The following is an 18,928-nucleotide window of genomic DNA, read 5'->3' on the forward strand; positions in this document are numbered from 1 at the left end:
ATTGTTATTTTAATTTCGTGTTTCTTACTACAAAAATACATATCCATAGCGCACCTTTTACCAGTATAAGGTCAAATTCCAATTAAGGCGCCGGAAAAATATGCTTTCCCTTTATTAATAGATCTTGCTTCTCTGCAGTGCATACGGCATAACTAAAACCACTTTGGAGTGCATAGGACCCGTATTCTCCTTTCTTGTTTAAGGCTAAGAAGCCCACCTGAATTTCCTTGGCAATGGCTGGTTTTTTCTTAATGATGCGCTGTACAGCTTCCTTACAGGCGGCCTCCGGAGTGTATCCTTGTCGCATCAGTTCGACAACCAAAAAACTCCCCACCGTACGGATAACCTCCTCACCGACTCCTGTAGAAGTGGCCCCGCCAACTTCATTGTCAACATATAAGCCTGCACCAATTATTGGGCTATCTCCTACCCGTCCACGCATTTTGAAGGCCATTCCACTCGTTGTACAAGCGCCAGATAGATTGCCGTCTGTATCGAGTGCTAACATGCCTATAGTATCATGGTTGTACTGATTACCAGGGAGTCGCTCCGTTCTAAAGTCACGGTTTTCAATGTTCATTATTGGTTTATATTTCTTCTCTTTTAGCCACTCTTTCCAGGCCGCTTCCGAGGACGGAATAAGGAGGTTTTCTTTTTCAAAACCCTGCTCTAAGGCAAACTGCAACGCACCTTCTCCGACCAGCATCACATGCGGGGTTTTCTCCATCACCAAGCGCGCGACGGAAATAGGATGTGCAATGTGTTCCAATGCAGCAACCGAACCGCAGTTTCCTTGGTCATCCATAATGCAAGCGTCGAGTGTTACATGACCATCGCGGTCGGGATATCCACCTTTCCCGACGGTTGGGTTTCCTAAGTCTACCTCGGCCACCTTAACACCACGCTCTACAGCATCTAACGCACGACCGTTTGTACGTAAAACCTCCCAGGCAGCTTTGTTTGCTGCGACACCAAAATCCCATGTAGAAATGACGATTGGTTTTCGGCCTTTTGCAAGGCTATTGCCTTGGGTTATGTGCGGTGCAACATGCAGTGATGCTACTCCCAACATGGAGTGTTTTATAAAATCTCTTCTCGAACTCATGAAATCATTGGTATATGCACAATATTACAAAAAAAACGTTTTAGTAAGTACTTAAATTTGATTGATATGTCCGAACCGTATCAAACGTGCACTGGATCCCTACAGAACATGAAACTATATCATTTTTTACCTATAGAAATCGGCGGAAATGTTTATGTTTGCAATATGCTGATTGGTTCGAGGTGTTTCAAAGAACAAAATCAAAAACGCATCCTACAATAGATCACCATTAGCTAGTTGATGTTTAGATACCTAAGACATTATGATGAAAACAAATTATTTCACACGTACAGTCCTACTCGGTGCACTTCTTTCGGGGTCCTATTTTACGCAGGCACAAGTTGATTCAACAACTTATTTCCGGGTGCAAAAAATTATAGAACAAACAAAAGCGTCACATGCACCGGATAAACGTCTTAAGCTGGTAGAGCTTGCGCAAAGCGATGTTTCTACAAATACCTATACCTTACAAACATCTGATAAAGAAATACAACAGTTGTTGTCACAAGATTTAAATGATGTTCAAGGAAATTTTCTAGTAAAACTTTTACCGGATGAAAGTGTTGGTTCTAAGGTATACGGTGTAGTTAATCTATCTGTTGCAAACTTACGCACCAAGCCAGACCACGCCGCCGAGATGGCTACCCAGGTACTTTTGGGCGCACAAGTTGATATTTTACAGAAAGACGGCGGAGACTATCGTGTGCGTACGCCGGAAGGATATATTGCATGGGTACCTACCTCCTCCATTGTCGCATTAGATGCTGCTGGTATAGCCGATTGGAAGAAAGGTAAAAAAGTAATCTATACCGCGGAGTTTGGGCGCTCCTATTCTGCACCGAACAAACAGAGTCAACGGGTTTCGGATTTAGTGTATGGCGATATTTTACATATATTGGGTGAAGAATCAGGTTTTTACAAGGTTGCTTACCCTGATCAGCGCATTGCATACCTTGTAAAAGAAGAAGCAACAGGGCTTGAGAAATGGATAGACACGCGTCGTCCAACACCTCAAAATATCTTAGAAAGTGCAAACTCTATGTTGGGGCTTCCATACCTATGGGGAGGTACTTCAGTAAAGGGTGTGGATTGTAGCGGTTTTACAAAGACTTCTTTCTTTATGAATGGTTATGTTATTCCACGCGATGCCTCTCAGCAAGTCTTGCATGGTGATGCTGTGGATATTTTAGATAAAGATGGAAACTTTGATGCTAAAAAGGCACTTCAGAACTTGCAGCCTGCGGATCTTTTATTTTTTGCTGCAGGCAAAAATAAAAGACCAAATGCACGGGTAACTCACGTTGCGCTTTATATTGGTAACGGAACATTTATTCATGCTGCTGGAACCGTACGTATAAATAGTATGCTAAAGGATGCGGCAAACTACGATGATTTCCAAACGCGAACTGTTGTGGCTGCGCGTCGTTATTTAGGCAGCACAGATGGTGCGATACAATTGGTAAAAGAAAATACATATTACACAAAATAAGACTTATTTTACAATGAGCACAATGCAATGGACAAGCCTCTCTATGGGGAAATTTACCTTGCGGTACATACCGTACACGCTTGAAATGCGCCATGTTTTTACGGTCGCTTCTTTTAGTCGCACCACTACACCGGTTGTATTGATCGAATTGGAGTATGACGGTGTAATTGGATATGGTGAAGCGAGTATGCCGCCATATTTAGGGGAATCGCAAGAGAGCGTCATCAAGTTTTTAAATCAGGTTAATTTATCGCCTTTTAATTCGCCTTTTCAAACGGAGGATATTCTACAGTATGTAGACCAGATTGCCGATAAGAACACGGCGGCCAAAGCGTGTATTGATATCGCATTGCATGATCTTTTAGGTAAATTGATGGGACAGCCTATCTATAAGATTTGGGGATTAAACCCAACGCTCGTTCCGCCGACATCGTATACGATTGGTATCGATACCGAAGAAGTGATTCGTCAGAAAGTGGCGGAAGCAGATCAGTTTAAGATTTTGAAGGTCAAATTGGGTTTAGAAACCGATAAAATGATTATAGATACCATCCGCTCGGTGACAGATGTGCCATTATGTGCGGATGTAAACCAGGGATGGAAGAATAAAGAACAAGCCTTGGAAATGACACACTGGCTAACTGAGCGTGGTGTGGTATTTTTAGAGCAACCGATGCCTAAGGAGCAGATCGACGATATGGCGTGGCTAACCGAGCACTCTCCTATCCCAACCATTGCAGATGAAGGCTGTCAACGTTATAGCGATATTCTTAGTCTTAAGGATGTCTATACGGGGATAAATATTAAATTGATGAAGTGTACCGGACTTCGTGAAGCCAAAAAAATGGCAGAACTCGCTCGTGCTTTAGATATGAAAGTGATGCTTGGTTGTATGACAGAAACCTCTTGTGCGATTTCCGCAGCGGCACAATTGGGGCCCTTAGTGGATTGGGCCGATCTGGATGGTGCTTTGCTTATTGGGAATGATATTTACGATGGTATGCAGGTTGTGAATGGGCACTGTATCCTTCCGGATAGACCGGGAATTGGTGTTATAAAGACTTCATAGACAATATATTGAACAGCTCCAAAGGCTGTTTTTTTTATGTCTTATTCAGCTAAAACGGTTTTTTGCTGAACATTATTTCAGTAAGACCGGTATTTGCTTAACATTATTTTAACAAATGGAATTTAAGAATTATATTAGTATATAATAATCCAACGAATTATGAATAAACATTTACTAACCTCCATGTGCCTCATGGCTTGTAGTGCGCTGCAAGTGGTCAATGCACAACAATCTGCCGTCGCCGGCAAGATTACGGATTCTAGTGGAAATCCCCTCTCTGGTGTTACAATTACGATACAGGGTACTAATATGGGTACCTCGACGAATGAGAGTGGTTTGTTCACTTTGAATGCTAATCCGAATGCAACGCTTGTTATCTCTGCCGTAGGCTACCAAAGGCAAGAGATTAATCTCGCTGGGCGCAAAACGTTGAATGTAACGCTTAATAGCGACGACCAATCTCTTGACGAGGTGATGGTTGTTGCATACGGTACCGCGAAGAAAAGTACATTTACCGGTTCGGCTGCTACAGTGAATTATGGTAAGGATGCTAAGGATGTACCGGTTACATCCTTCGAAAACGCTTTAAATGGACGCGTTGCGGGTGTGCAGATAACGAGTACTTCTGGACAAGCGGGATCCACATCTAGTATTCGCGTTCGCGGTATTGGATCGATGAATGCATCTAATGAGCCGCTATATGTAATAGATGGTGTACCTGTAGTTTCCGGAAACGTAGGGCAAATGAGTGGTCAAATTTATTCCACCTCCAATGTAATGAGTACCTTGAATCCGTCGGATATTGAATCTATTACGATATTGAAAGACGCTGCAGCTTCCGCTCTTTACGGTTCTCGCGCGGCTAATGGTGTCGTCGTTATCCAGACCAAGCGTGGTAAAGTAGGAAAGCCTACGATCAATTTACGCTCTTCTATTGGTTTCACGCCATCATGGGCAACCGATAACTATGAAATTGCAGATCCTCAGGCACAAATTAATATGGAATATCAGATATTCCATGATTACCGGACATCCAATAAAAACAATGCCACCGGCGTAAATTATACGGATGCTGAAGCGAGTGCTTATGCATTAGGACAAATTAACAATCGTTTTAATAAGCATGGGTATCGTTTTACTGTGGATGATGTCGCTCGGATGTCTAATGTGAATATTTTGGGAATGACCGATGGGATTGAAAATCGAGAAGGTAAGTTTTTTGATTGGGAAGATTATTTATTCCGAACCGGAGTTTTTCAAACCAATGATCTTTCGCTTAGTGGCGGTACAGAAACTACGAAGTACTTCACCTCGTTGTCTTATACAAAAGATAAAGGTCGTGCTATCATGAATGATTACGATCGTGTATCGGGACGCGTTAATCTTTCGCAAAAGGTTTTCAATAACGTGAATTACGATGTAAACCTAAATATTGGTAACACAAGAAAAACAGGTTTTAATGATACCCGGTCGACGGGGTCAAATCCCTTCTTTCAAGCAAGAAACTTGTTGTTTCCTTTCTATTGGCCAACGGATTATAAAACCGGAAACCCATGGACGGCGCAATATGGAAGTTTAGCCTATAATTCGGACTATTATAATAATGAATGGGATAACAATAGTAAAACATTAAAGCTTTCAGCGATTCAGTCCTTGTCTTGGGAAATTGTTAGTGGCTTAACAGCGAAGACTATTTTCTCGTTTGACAACAGTGAAGTTAAAGAAGATTTATATTTCTCAGCATTACACTTTAATGGTTTAACGGATAAAGGGTCTTCCAGTAAATGGAGTACCAATATTCGTAAATATGTATCGTCGAATACGTTGAATTATACAAAGAGCTTTGACCTACATAACATCAGTGTCTTAGCTGGTTTTGAAGCGGAAAAGAATACAACGGACTACCAATATAGTAATAGCGTTAACTTAGGTTCAAGTTCTTCAACAGCAATCGGTACCGGAGCGAACTTCAAAGCGGAGGCTTATTCGTGGGGAAACAATCTGTTATCAGGATTGGGGCGTATCGACTATAACTACAATGAGAAATATTTCTTAGGCGCTTCGTTGCGTCGTGACGGTTCATCACGGTTTAGCCCTAATAACCGTTGGGGTACATTCTGGTCCGTCTCTGGAGCCTGGAGCTTGCACAAAGAAAACTTCATTAAGGATGAAATTCCAGCAATCAGCAGCTTACGTGTACGTGCTTCATACGGTGTAAATGGAACCCTGCCTACCGATCTGAATGGATGGCGAACGTTGATGTATTTTAACAACAACTACAAAGCAAACCCTGGTGCCATAATTCGTGGTGGAATTGGAAATAAAGATCTTCGTTGGGAAAAAAGTAATACCTATGATGTAGCTTTGGAATTTGGACTATTTAATAACAGACTATCGGGGTCGGTGGAGTACTTTAATAGAGATTCCAAAGATTTATTACAGGATGTACCAACGTCAGGTACAACAGGTTTTACCTCCGTTCTTCAAAATGTGGGTGTTATCAATAATCGTGGTGTAGAGCTTACGATAGGTGGTGATATCATTTCCAATGACAAATTCAGATGGAATGCAAGTGTCAATGGCGCATTTTTGACGTCCAAAGTTAAGAAGCTAAATGCGGGTGAAGATATTAACTGGTCCGACCCTACCGGAGGTGATGCTCGTGCTGAATTTATCTATCGTGAGGGTGAATCTGTGTTATCTTACTTTGGTTATGAATGGGCAGGCGTAAATAAAGAGAATGGTAAAAATGTATGGTATACAAACAATGCCGTTTCAGACTTTGAATACAACGGACGCAATGCCACCTACGCTTATACCAAAGCAGACCGTGTAATCATTGGCAGCGCAATTCCAAAAGTGGCTGGCGGTTTAAATACTGATTTTGAATACAAAGGTATTTCATTAGGATTTAACTTCAATTACAAAATTGGGGGTAAATTATACGATGGTGCCGAAAAAGATGTTAACGATGATGGCTACTACTGGGAGCGTATTCGTTCGCAACAATACTACGACAATATGTGGTCACCTAATAATACTGAAGGTACACAACCAAAAATCGACGGTAACGACTTAACCGATGCTATACAACAAAGTAGTCGCCATTTGTACGATGCTTCGTTTATACGTTTGAAAAACATCAACTTGTCCTACCGCATACCAACGGAATTTTTGCAGAAGGCAAAGATTACCAACGCGCGTGTATTCTTTAATGGAACAAACCTGCTGACAGCTAGCAAGTATAAAATGGCCGATCCAGAGGTAAACCAATATGGAACACGTGGTTGGGAAATGCCTTACGGGAAGACCTATACATTTGGTGTCGAGTTTAGTTTTTAATTTTAAATGCGTACGAACATGAAAAAGTATTTTAATATATTCTTAGCATCAGCAGTACTAGCCACAAGCTTTTCGTGTAAAGGCTTTCTCGATGTAGAGCCTACAAATGCTACCGATGCAGATAAAGCGGTCAAGACCGCTAACGATGCCCAGATTGTAATCAATGGTATTCAACGACAGATGACCAGTTCATCGTATTATGGTCGTAATTTTATATGTTATGGGGATGTAAAAGGTGGTGATGTCACTTTATTCTCGCAAGGCCGTGGTCTAGATCAATTCTATACCTTTAACCATAACCCACAGGCGAATAGTTTTTCGTCTTTTTGGACGGGTATCTATGGTGTTATTTACCAAGCGAATAGTTTATTAGAGAACATTGAGAAATTAAAAGCAGAGGGAACAACAGAAAATTTTGATTTAGCAAAATCGGAAGCACTGACGATTCGTGCCTTAAGTTATTTTGATCTTGTTCGCATATATGGGAAATCATATACGGATGATAAAAATGCGTACGGTGTTCCCAATGTTATTCAAACTTTAGCGTATAATGAAAAACCTTTACGTGCCACGGTTGATGAAAACTACAAGCAGATTCTAACGGACTTAGTTGCGGCTGAGGCGGGCCTGCCAAAGACGAAACGGGAAGGTTACTTAAACTATTATACCAATAAAGCTATTCAAGCACGTGTATACTTAACGATGGGCGATTTCGATAAGGCATTGGCTGCTGCCGAAGAGATTATTAATAGTAAGGTTTACACCCTTTATGAGAACGATCAATGGGTGAACTCATGGAAAAGTCAATTTGGATCGGAATCTATTTATGAATTAGTAATTGAACAGAACCAAGCAGATTTGGCTCGTGCATCACTCGGTTTCTATTTTATGCGTAGAAGTCATCAGACGGGTGCTTTAGGAAACTTCTTGGCAGCAACGCCGTTTTTGAATGCGCTGAACCAAGATGCGGCTGATGTTAGAAAGGGTGTGATGTTACGAGATGAGTCGTCTACGCAGCGAATGGGATCGTGTTATAAATATTTAGGATCAACGACCTTCAGCGGTGATAAAGGATCATCCAATTATACGGCTGTAAATATTAAGGTCATTCGTTTATCTGAAATCTATTTAATAGCAGCAGAAGCGGCGTTGAAAGCATCGACCCCAAATCCAACAAAAGCAGCGACGTATGCGCAGGCAATTCATAAACGATCGCCGAATCTACCGGCAATTACAGCTGCAAATGTTACGGAAGCTTTAATCCTAGCGGAAAAAAGTAAAGAGTTTTATGGTGAAGGGCTTCGTTACTTCGATATGCTTCGTTTGAACAAGACTATCACGTTTGATGATGCGTTTGCAGGAATTAGTGTTCCTACACGCGAGACCTCCATCAATAGATCTTTTAGTCGTACTATTTTGCCAATTTCGCAAGACGAAATCAATGCAAACCCGGCAATAAAAGCACAACAAAACCCAGGTTATTAACCGATACAGCCCCTCTGCAAAGAGGGGCTTTTTTATTCCTTTTCGACCGATTTACACCCTTTTATACGGCTAAAACCGACTATTTTCAATATCTTCGTTCCCATGGCTAAACTAATTAATCTACGAAGCTTTAAGGAATTCTTAAACTCGAGTACTGGCGGCGGAATATTACTATTCGCCTGCTTAATTATTTCGTTGACCATTGCCAATAGTCCCTTGGCAGAGTCATTCAATAAACTCTTATCCACACAGCTAGGGTTTGAGAATGAGAGCGTCCATCTCCATTATAGTATTGCGGCCTGGATAAACGATGGGCTTATGGCCATTTTCTTTTTATTGGTTGGTCTGGAGATCAAACGCGAGCTGGTGGAAGGTGAACTTTCCTCTCCTAAACAAGCGGCGCTACCAATCCTTGCCGCGATTGGTGGTGCGGTCGTTCCTGCTTTGATCTATGCCGCTTTCAACTTCGATCAAGAAACACATCACGGTTGGGGAATTCCAATGGCGACTGACATTGCCTTTGCCCTGGCGGTAATCAATATGCTGGGTAAGCGTGTGCCTGCCAGCCTAAAAGTCTTTTTAGCAGCACTTGCTATTGTCGACGATCTATTGGCTATTCTCGTGATTGCCATCTTCTACTCTACCGAATTACACTTTACGTACCTACTCTATGCCGGAGCGCTAATGGCCCTGCTTATTGCCTTCAATCGATTTGGTGTAAAAGCAATTTGGATGTACTTAGTTCCGGGGGTATTTATTTGGTACTTTGTGCACCACTCCGGAATCCACGCAACGATCGCGGGCGTATTGGTCGCGATGACATTACCCACCACCGTGGACGACAAGGAATCACCTCTGGAGAAATTGGAGCACCTATTGGTAAAACCCGTGAACTTCATTATTGTACCTTTATTTGCTATCGCCAATACCAATATTACTTTTCACGAAGAGATGGTTGGTGGATTGACTTCACCAATGGGTCTAGGCATCATTCTCGGCCTCTTTGTGGGTAAAACTCTTGGTATATTTACCACCTGTTGGCTGTGTGTGAAGGCGGGGTTAGCGAAGCTTCCCGAGTTATCCAATTGGAAACATATTGTCGGGGTTGGCATGTTAGGCGGTATTGGTTTTACGATGTCCATTTTCGTTTCTCTGCTGTCCTTTCAAGATCCTGTTCACATCGAAGAAGCTAAACTAGCCGTGTTGGTCGGATCATTGCTTTCTGGTCTATGCGGGTATATGTTCTTAGCCAGTCTAAGTAAGAAAACGAGTAAATAACATGTAGGTTTTGAAGCCTACTAACTAAAACTGCCACGTCGTAGCGCTTATCGCTTGACGTGGCAGTTCATTTTTTATATTTGGGATAAGATCTAGCTGCGGCCTTCGGCGTTTGGGTCTCTACAGACGACCCAACTACCATCTACAATCTACCCAACTACTTGCTACAAAGTTTCTTCTTTCGAAGACTCCGGTGCTTTATCGATCAACTCCATAAACTGATCTAGTTTAGGTGTGATAATAATCTGTGTACGACGGTTTCGTGCTTTACCGTCCGGTGTATTATTTTCTGCTATCGGATTGTATTCACCACGACCGCCCGCTGTTAAGCGCTTAGGATCTACACCATACTGGTTTTGAAGGGCCTGCACCACAGAAGAGGCACGAAGCGTACTTAAATCCCAGTTGTTACGAATGTTCGGTTTCGAGATTGGATCTGAATCGGTATTACCTTCGATCAACACTTCATAATCCTTGTAATCTTGGATAATCTTGGCAATCTTACTCAGCGTCTCCCCTGCTTTATCCGAGATTTCATAACTACCTGATTTATATAACATATTATCTGATAGTGAAATGTAAACAACGCCTTTAAGTACTTTTACATCCACATCACGAAGCTCTTCGCGGCTTAGCGAACGTGTCAAATTGTTTGTTAACACCACATTAAGGGAGTCACTTTTGTTTTTGGTGTTCACTAAGTGTTGGATATACTTGTTCGATGCGTTAATCTCATCCACCAACTTGGAAATGTTAACATTGCCCTGAGTATTTTGGCTAATACTTTTATCCAACGTATTTTGAAGCGTCGTTAATGCATCCTTTAATGTTGCGTTATTTCTGCGCTCAAACTCCAGCTGGTCTTCTAAACTCTTTACGCGTGCACGACTTTCCGTTAGGTCTAACTGTCCTTTTTGGTAAAGTGTTGCTAAATCTTGGTGTTGCGTTTGAAGGGCTACATATTTCTTATTGCTTACGCAACTGCTTAAGAACAAGCCCGATGCCAAGACTGATAGGGTAATCATTCTTTTGTTTATCATACCATCACATTTAAATGTATCTACTGCTAAAGATACGAAAGTAAAGTCTAAAGCCGAAGCGATAGAACTGCTAATTAATGTTAAACAATCGTGAAATAGGTTTGTTTGACACTGTTACGACCAAGACATTTGCAACAGCCTAGATGCCTTGAAATCTCGATCCATAATCTTACTTTTCGTAAAATTCGATCGGTAGACCGTCCGGGTCTGCTGTAAAGAAAAATCGCTTTCCGGTCTCTGGATCAATACGTATTGCTTCGCATGCCTGCCCGAGGTCTTGAAGCTCTTGCGCCGTGCGAGCGACGTCATTGACCTCAAATGCCAGATGTCTTAAGCCCAACGCTTCGGGCTGCGAAACACGCGCTGGTGGATCGGGAAATGAAAACAACTCGATAATATAAGCACCATTAAGTGCCAAATCAGCTTTGTAGGAATCGCGTTCTTGTCGATAAATTTCGGACACGAGTTCCAGTCCAATTACGGTTGTATAGTAATGTAAAGATCTGCTATAATCCTTGCAGATTATAGCAATATGATGAACTTTATTGACCTGTATGCCCACTATATAAGGTGAAAGAGATCGGTAACGCCAAGTAATTTTCGGGATGTAAATCCTTCCGCATAACGAACCTGTATATTGCGCCCAAATTCCGCAGCACGACCCCGGGTCGACTCCATAAAGTCGGGGTTTGAAATATATGTTTGCGGTTCCTTATCGTCTTCTGACACATTAAATTGAGTGGTATATGCTAAGACCGAACGTTCTTTAATATCCCAAAAGTCGGTTATATCTAAGATGATATCCGGTTGGATGTATTTATCCTGGATCAGTTGAAGTTGTAAGCGCGGACGGAATGCCTCTTGCGGAGCACCCGTTTCATCAAAGGTCTCGATACGTCTTAACCCACTCAAGAACAACGCATCATACACCAACTTGCTTGCGCGTCCGTGATCTGGGTGTCTGTCATCTAACGCATTGGTGATAACCACTTCCGGTCTATATTTGCGAATACTTCGTATAATGGCGTGTTGGCTTTCTTCATCGTTCTGGAAAAAACCGTCTCGAAGTTCCAAATTTTCACGCACATGCACACCTAGAATTGCCGCCGCTGCAGCAGCTTCTTGCGCACGCGTCTCTGCGGTACCACGCGTGCCAAGCTCGCCACGTGTCAAATCCACAATTCCAACTGTCTTACCTTCAGCTACATATTTAGCAACAGTACCACCAGCGCCGAGTTCGGCATCATCCGGATGTACCGTCATTACCATTAAATCTAACTTCATACTTATATTATTGACCTTAAGGCAAAGGTAATGATAAAAGGAAGGTTTTATTCCGAAATCAATTGTTCGATTTTTGTCATAAGACGACTTGCCGTCGGGTTTGTCGTACTATAAAAATAGTCCACCACCTCTCCTTCTTTGTTTATCAGGTATTTATGAAAATTCCATAAAGGTTTCTTGTCGAATCGTCCATTTTTCGAACGTTCAGACAAGTATTGGTATAAAGGTTCACTGTAAGGTCCAATTACATGGACGCGTCTGAAAACAGGAAAAGTCACCTGTTGCTGTATTCGGCAGAAAGTCTCTAGTTGTGAGCCCGTCATGGGTTCCTGTCCACGGAAATCGTTGGACGGGAAAGCTAGTATTTCGAAACCTTGATCTTTATATTTTTGATACAGCGCTTCTAAAGCTTTAAACTGCTTCGTGAAAAAGCAGCGACTGGCCGTGTTTACAATCAATAATACTTTGCCCGAATAGTCCTGCAACGATTTCTTTTCGCCATTAAACTGAAGCGCATGAAAATCATAAACCGTTTGCATTATTATCCTTCCTTTTTAATTGTTATACAAATTTTTTATAGGTCGTAGCCTCTCATAGCCACGAATAATATTTTCTATTTCAAAATCCTCTTTTGGATCGTAGGCCGATTTTAGGTTGTGCCCAAAAACCTTGGCTACAGATTGGTAGAAGAAAGCTGATATACTTCCCTTCATTTCTTTTACCAACTCATAACTGGTGTTGCCTGTTTGTCGCTGAATCAATTTAATCAAAATCTTTCCTTGCGACACGCTTAAATTCTTGATTTCGGCATTAAATTTACTTTTAATCTCATTCTCGCAGGCCTCTACCAATCTTTTCTCTTCTTTTTTAGAAGATACCAACGCCAATTCGCGGTCTAACTGCTCATAACGCTTTTGTGCGTAAATCGCATACGGTAAAACCCGTAATACGTTGCGTTCTAATCGCAAGTAACGTTGTCGGTCCTCTTCGGTCTTAAATGTGCGGCGAGCAACAACTACAATATCTTCGATTAAAAACCAGGGTAAAACCTCCCCTGTTTCCGTGCGATTTGTTAGGTATTTAGCCAGTACTTTTCCCTCTCCTTCTCCATAATGCGGCACCTGCAAATCTTGCCCTACGCTACACAGGGGTAGCATAAGAAAGGCTGATACAGCAAAAAATAACCTACACTTCATTACGCAAATAAATTACCTTACGGTGTTTTATAATCTCCTAAAAAATCACTATATTTATATGTTATTAGCATCTGTTTATGTAACAGCAACTTAAACAGTAATAAATATACGGAACAAAAACTTTAAAAGCAATTTTTTTTGGAGCCTGTTTATGGGAGAATATGTGATTGACATTGAAGCGGAAAACAAGGAAATAAGGAAGCGATACCGCGCATTATTGAGGGCCTGTAAGCCGACATTACAACGCGGAGATAAACAAGAAATCAGAAAGGCTTTTGACCTGGCGTTGGAATGCCACAAAGATATGCGGCGTAAGTCGGGCGAGCCTTATATTTACCACCCTATAGCTGTAGCACAGATTGCAGCGGAAGAGATTGGTTTAGGTACCACCTCTATTGTGTGTGCCTTACTGCATGATGTAGTCGAAGATACACCGATCACGTTGCAGGAAATTGAGACGCAGTTTGGTAAAAAAGTAGCGCGCATTATCGATGGATTGACTAAAATATCAGGGATATTTGACCCGAATAGTTCAATGCAGGCGGAAAATTTCCGAAAGATGCTCCTTACCCTGGCTGATGATGTGCGCGTTATTTTAATTAAGCTAGCCGATCGCCTGCACAATATGCGGACGATGGAATTTATGGCACGTCATAAACAGCTTAAAATAGCCTCCGAGACCAGCTATCTCTATGCACCTCTTGCGCATCGCCTAGGTTTGTATGCTATAAAATCTGAATTGGAAGATCTGTCTATGAAGTATACAGATCCCGATACGTATAAATTTATCGCGAAGAAACTGAATGAAAAGAAAGCGGAACGGGAGAAATTTGTTGCCGATTTTATCGCTCCGGTAAAAGATATATTGGAAGAGCAAGGCATAAAAGCAGATGTTTTCGGTCGTCCGAAATCGATTCATTCGATTTGGAATAAGATGCGTAAAAAATCGATTCCTTTCGAAGAGGTCTACGATCTTTTTGCTATCCGTGTGATCATCGACACTCCTACTGAGCGTGAGAAAACGGAATGTTGGAAAGTGTATTCTATCATCACAGATCTTTATCGCCCAAACCCGGATCGATTACGAGATTGGATTTCGTCTCCTAAAGGAAATGGTTATGAATCTTTGCATACCACCGTGATGGGGCCTCGTGGACAATGGGTAGAAGTGCAAATTCGGACTAAGCGGATGAATGAGATTGCGGAAAAAGGTTTTGCGGCACACTGGAAGTATAAAGAATCGAATTCAGATAGTGGTTTGGATCAGTGGATTCAGAAAGTACGTAATATGTTGAGTAGCCAAGAACAAAGTGCACTCGATTTTGTGGACGACTTCAAGATGAACCTCTTCTCGGACGAGATCTTTATTTTTACACCAAAAGGAACGTTGGTGCAGCTGCCGAACGGTGCTACTGCGCTAGATTTTGCTTTTGAGATACACTCGGATATTGGGGCAACTTGTATTGGTGCTAAGGTGAACCATAAATTGGTGCCATTAAGTTATCCGCTCCAAAATGGAGATCAGGTGGAGATTATTACGTCGAGCAAACAAACACCAAAAGAAGATTGGCTCAACTTTGTAATTACGGCGAAAGCAAAATCCAAAATCAGGTCTTCCCTAAAAGAAGAAAAACGACGCGTTGCTGAAGATGGTAAAGAGATTTTAGAACGTAAGCTGAAATCGCTTAAAATAACGTACAACACAGATAATATCAACAAGATTGCGAACCACTTTAAATATCCAAGTTCGCAGGACTTGTTCTATAATGTCGCAAAAGGCATCATTGATACCCGAAGTTTACGGGAATATGCCGCCAGTGAGAAACAGCCAGAGCACGGTAATAGTCACTTCTCTACCCATATTTCGGGGCTTGTAGAGAAAATCAATAAAAAGGAGGTTGATACCATTTTGATTGGTGACGATTTGCAAGAAGTGGACTACACGCTGGCGCCTTGTTGTAACCCGATTCCTGGGGATGACATTTTTGGCTTCTTGACGGTGAACGATGGGATTAAGATACACCGTACCAGTTGTCCGAATGCTTCCAAATTGATGGCTAACTACGGTTACCGTATCCTAAAGGCCAAGTGGGCCTCACAACAGAGTACGGCATCTTTCTTAACGGGATTGCGCATTATTGGTATTGATGATGTAGGCTTAGTGAATAAAATCACCAACGTGATTTCTCAAGAATTTAGTGTGAATATTCGCTCCTTGGCTATCACGAGCAACGAAGGTATCTTTGAAGGAAATATTATGGTCTTTGTCAACAACACGGAACAGTTGGAAAGTCTCATGAAGAACCTCAAGGAAATCAGTGGGATAACAAGTGTTACGCGTTATGATGCGGAGAATTAATCACGACAATGTTATGCTTCTGAAAACGGTCGTTTTTTAAGCAAGAATTTAATAAATTTGTAGATTAGTAAAATTGAATATGAATTTAGCAGAAAACTACCAAACGGTAAAAAAGATATTTGAAGCTTACTTAGAGAATAAAAATCTAAGAAAGACACCAGAACGTTATGCTATTCTGGAGGAAATATACTCCCGTTCGGATCACTTCGATGTGGAATCTTTGTATATCCACATGAAAAACAAAAAATATCGGGTGAGCCGGGCGACGGTTTACAACACCTTGGAGCTTTTGGTTTCCTGCGATTTGGTTACGAAGCACCAGTTCGGGCGTAATATGGCGCAGTTTGAGAAATCATATGGATTTAAGCAGCATGACCATGTTATCTGTATCGAATGTAATACTGTTGTTGAGTTTTGTGACCCACGTATCAACCAAATCCAAAGTTTGATGGGTGATCTTTTGAAATTCGACATCAAGCACCACTCCTTAAATCTATATGGCGTTTGTGAAGCCTGCCAAAAGAAAGAAGCTGAGGCCAAGCGTGCTGAAAACAAAGAAACGGTAATTTCAAATTAATGTAATAATCGAACGATTATTGTATTACCTTTGTTCAGAAAAAATCGAGCTACTCGATTTCTTCTGAACTTTGTGCTTTTTAAGACTTTAAATATATCATATAATTTTAAATCTCAATATCTCGAATATTATGCAAGTTGATGTGCTTCTAGGCCTACAATGGGGCGACGAAGGAAAAGGAAAAATCGTTGACGTATTTTGTCCTAAGTATGATTTGATCGCGCGCTTCCAAGGAGGTCCTAATGCCGGACATACATTAGAGTTTGACAACAAAAAATTTGTATTGAACACTATTCCGTCAGGAATATTTAATGAGGGTACCTTGAACCTGATCGGTAGCGGTGTGGTTATTGACCCAATTATCTTGAAACGTGAGCTCGATAACCTAAAGACAGCTGGATTTGATCCGGTAGGAAAAGGTAAATTGGTATTAGCGCGTAAAGCACACTTGATCCTTCCTACGCACCAATTGTTGGATGCGGCTTCGGAATCAAAGATGGGTGCGGGTAAGATCGGTTCTACGTTAAAAGGTATTGGTCCGACCTACATGGATAAAACAGGTCGTAACGGTCTGCGTGTTGGTGATACTACTTTGCCTGACTTCAAAGAGCGCTACGAAAAGCTAAAAGCAAAGCATTTGGAGATTTTATCGCACTATGGTGAGGTTCCAGATTTCTCAGAAAAGGAAGCCGCTTTCTTGCAAGCTATCGAGTTTATCAAAGCGATCCCTCATGTGGATGCAGAGCACTTGGTGAACAACTACCTCAAAGAAGGTAAAAAAGTTTTAGCGGAAGGTGCCCAAGGAACATTATTGGATGTGGATTTTGGTTCTTATCCTTTTGTAACTTCTTCAAACACGACAACGGCAGGTGCTTGTACAGGTTTGGGCATTGCGCCTAACAAAATTGGTCAGGTATATGGTATCTTCAAAGCTTACGCTACACGCGTGGGCGGTGGACCATTCCCTACGGAGCTTGATAATGAAACAGGTGAGCAATTACGCCAGTTAGGTCATGAGTTTGGTGCGACTACGGGCCGTGCTCGTCGTACAGGTTGGATTGATATTCCTGCGTTGAAGTACGCAATTATGTTGAACGGTGTGACCGAGCTTATTATGATGAAAGCAGATGTGTTGGATACGTTTGAAAAAATCTACGTATGTACGCACTACAAGTATAACGGTGAGGTTATCGATTATATGCCGTATGAGATTATCACAAACCAAGCGGAGCCGGTTTTGGAAGAAGTGGAAGGTTGGAACCAGGATGTAACGGGTATCCGTACACCAGGTGAAATCCCGACTGCATTGAAAAACTATATCGCATACTTAGAGAAAGCATTAGAAGTGCCTATTAAGTATCTTTCGGTAGGTCCAGATCGTGTACAAACTATTGAATTGTAAGTAAAACCATGGCTGTAGCCATTTTTGACGTCGAAATACCTACTTTTAAGAAACAAGCACTGCAATGGGCAGCGCAGTTTTCGGAGGTTTGTTTTTTTGAATCAAACGGGTACAACGATGAATACAGTAAAATTGAAGCGTTTTTAGCGGTGGAGTCTGTAGCTACCTTCACGAGTAGTACGTCTTCAGATACCTTTAAAGCGCTGGAAAAATTTAAGGCCAAGCATTCAGATTCATGGATGCTTGGCTTTTTTTCGTATGACCTAAAGGATGAAATTGAAGACCTGAAGACGCCATTCCCGAATCGCCTAGGTTTTCCGCTATCTTCTTTTTTTGTACCAGCAACAGTTCTGCGCTTTGCGAATGGTCAGGTAGAGATTCAGGGCGAGGCCCCTGAATTGGTTTACGAGAAGATTCTCTCCACCTTGCTCCCATCTTCTTCTCCTTTGGGGGCGTTGAGTTTGCAAAAACGGATGTCCAAAACGGAGTATATGGAAAGTTTCGCGCAAATGCAGCAGCATATACAGCAAGGAGATATCTATGAAGTAAACCTCTGTCAGGAGTTTTATGCAGAAGATGTAGATCTTGACCCCCTTGTTGTGTACGAGAAGCTGAGTGAGACCTCTCCTACGCCATTTTCCGTGTTTTTCAAGCTCGATGATCGCTATATTTTGTCGGCTTCGCCGGAGCGTTTTCTGGCAAAACGTGGATCGACACTTATTTCGCAGCCTATTAAAGGAACAGCGCCTCGTGGACGAGATGCCGCTGAAGATGCACGTCTTATTGCGGAGCTTTCTTCAAACCCGAAAGAGATAGCTGAGAATGTGATGATCGTAGATTTGGTGCGTAATGATCTCACACGAAGTGCCATACCGGGGACAGTTGATGCGCAGCGTAAACTGGAGGTGCATAGCTTCAAGCAGGTTCATCAGTTGATCTCTACGGTTGTTTGCGAGCAGAATCCGGCGCTTTCAGATGCAGAGACAATAAAGAATACCTTTCCACCGGGATCGATGACAGGTGCGCCTAAAATCAGTGCGATGCAGCTTTGTGATCGCTACGAGAACAGTATGCGCGGTGTTTACTCCGGGGCTGTCGGTTACTTTGCTCCGGATGGTGATTTCGACTTTAATGTAGTTATCCGTTCTATTCTATATAATAAAACCAGTAAATATCTTTCTTTTCATACGGGCGGTGCCATTACCATTGATGCTGTTGCCGAAAAGGAGTACGACGAGTGCTTACTGAAAGCTTCCGCTATTGTACACGTTTTAGGCGGATCGTTGTCGTAAATATCCCCCC

The 18,928-nt window shown here is 42.0% G+C and carries 15 protein-coding genes; 9 read left to right on the top strand and 6 right to left on the bottom strand.

What is annotated here, in order from left to right; all coding sequences use genetic code 11:
• Positions 1-82 precede the first annotated feature (82 nt).
• Positions 83-1,072, bottom strand: coding sequence for a glycosylasparaginase (locus B9Y69_RS04145; RefSeq protein WP_394365777.1), 990 nt, complete (start codon positions 1,070-1,072; stop codon positions 83-85).
• 295 nt (positions 1,073-1,367) lie between these two features.
• Between B9Y69_RS04145 and B9Y69_RS04150 the strand changes: the two genes are divergently transcribed.
• The 5 genes from B9Y69_RS04150 to nhaA all read left to right on the top strand — a co-directional run bounded on the left by B9Y69_RS04150 (position 1,368) and on the right by nhaA (position 9,768).
• Positions 1,368-2,594: a C40 family peptidase gene (locus B9Y69_RS04150; RefSeq protein ID WP_234991085.1), complete on the top strand. Its 1,227-nt coding sequence runs from the start codon at positions 1,368-1,370 to the stop codon at positions 2,592-2,594.
• 22 nt (positions 2,595-2,616) lie between these two features.
• Positions 2,617-3,663 (top strand): dipeptide epimerase, encoded by a 1,047-nt coding sequence (locus B9Y69_RS04155; RefSeq protein WP_234991087.1) that lies wholly within the window; start codon positions 2,617-2,619, stop codon positions 3,661-3,663.
• Positions 3,664-3,822: 159 nt separating this feature from the next.
• Positions 3,823-7,005, top strand: a complete 3,183-nt coding sequence (locus tag B9Y69_RS04160) for a SusC/RagA family TonB-linked outer membrane protein (protein WP_085471714.1) — start codon at positions 3,823-3,825, stop codon at positions 7,003-7,005.
• Between the two features lie 18 nt (positions 7,006-7,023).
• Positions 7,024-8,490, top strand: a complete 1,467-nt coding sequence (locus B9Y69_RS04165; protein ID WP_085471998.1) for a RagB/SusD family nutrient uptake outer membrane protein — start codon at positions 7,024-7,026, stop codon at positions 8,488-8,490.
• 102 nt (positions 8,491-8,592) lie between these two features.
• Entirely contained in the window at positions 8,593-9,768 is a 1,176-nt protein-coding gene (gene nhaA, locus B9Y69_RS04170) for a Na+/H+ antiporter NhaA (RefSeq protein ID WP_085471715.1), read from the top strand.
• A gap of 164 nt (positions 9,769-9,932) precedes the next feature.
• Here the strand turns inward: nhaA and B9Y69_RS04175 are convergent, their stop codons facing one another.
• The 5 genes from B9Y69_RS04175 to B9Y69_RS04195 form a co-directional block, all read right to left on the bottom strand.
• On the bottom strand, positions 9,933-10,808 hold the full coding sequence (locus tag B9Y69_RS04175) for an OmpA/MotB family protein (RefSeq protein ID WP_085471716.1): 876 nt from the start codon (positions 10,806-10,808) through the stop codon (positions 9,933-9,935).
• Between the two features lie 169 nt (positions 10,809-10,977).
• A complete protein-coding gene (gloA2, locus tag B9Y69_RS04180) occupies positions 10,978-11,370 on the bottom strand; it encodes an SMU1112c/YaeR family gloxylase I-like metalloprotein (RefSeq protein ID WP_200811745.1) in 393 nt (130 codons plus the stop codon).
• Entirely contained in the window at positions 11,370-12,092 is a 723-nt protein-coding gene (bshB1, locus tag B9Y69_RS04185) for a bacillithiol biosynthesis deacetylase BshB1 (RefSeq protein ID WP_085471717.1), read from the bottom strand. The genes gloA2 and bshB1 overlap by 1 nt, the downstream gene beginning before the upstream one ends.
• A gap of 47 nt (positions 12,093-12,139) precedes the next feature.
• Entirely contained in the window at positions 12,140-12,631 is a 492-nt protein-coding gene (locus B9Y69_RS04190) for a glutathione peroxidase (RefSeq protein ID WP_085471718.1), read from the bottom strand.
• A 15-nt stretch (positions 12,632-12,646) separates the two neighbouring features.
• The gene (locus B9Y69_RS04195; RefSeq protein WP_234991089.1) at positions 12,647-13,249 is read right to left on the bottom strand and encodes a DUF4294 domain-containing protein; all 603 of its coding nucleotides are present in this window, start codon (positions 13,247-13,249) and stop codon (positions 12,647-12,649) included.
• Positions 13,250-13,439: 190 nt separating this feature from the next.
• Here B9Y69_RS04195 and B9Y69_RS04200 point away from each other — a divergent pair, with 190 nt between their 5' ends.
• The 4 genes from B9Y69_RS04200 to B9Y69_RS04215 all read left to right on the top strand — a co-directional run bounded on the left by B9Y69_RS04200 (position 13,440) and on the right by B9Y69_RS04215 (position 18,918).
• Positions 13,440-15,647 (top strand): RelA/SpoT family protein, encoded by a 2,208-nt coding sequence (locus tag B9Y69_RS04200; protein WP_085471720.1) that lies wholly within the window; start codon positions 13,440-13,442, stop codon positions 15,645-15,647.
• 79 nt (positions 15,648-15,726) lie between these two features.
• Positions 15,727-16,224 (top strand): Fur family transcriptional regulator, encoded by a 498-nt coding sequence (locus tag B9Y69_RS04205; RefSeq protein WP_085471721.1) that lies wholly within the window; start codon positions 15,727-15,729, stop codon positions 16,222-16,224.
• A gap of 130 nt (positions 16,225-16,354) precedes the next feature.
• Positions 16,355-17,626, top strand: a complete 1,272-nt coding sequence (locus tag B9Y69_RS04210; RefSeq protein WP_085471722.1) for an adenylosuccinate synthase — start codon at positions 16,355-16,357, stop codon at positions 17,624-17,626.
• An 8-nt stretch (positions 17,627-17,634) separates the two neighbouring features.
• The gene (locus B9Y69_RS04215) at positions 17,635-18,918 is read left to right on the top strand and encodes an anthranilate synthase component I family protein (RefSeq protein WP_085471723.1); all 1,284 of its coding nucleotides are present in this window, start codon (positions 17,635-17,637) and stop codon (positions 18,916-18,918) included.
• Positions 18,919-18,928: the final 10 nt, after the last annotated feature.

The sequence above is a fragment of the Sphingobacterium psychroaquaticum genome (genome assembly GCF_900177625.1).
GTDB lineage: Bacteria > Bacteroidota > Bacteroidia > Sphingobacteriales > Sphingobacteriaceae > Sphingobacterium > Sphingobacterium psychroaquaticum.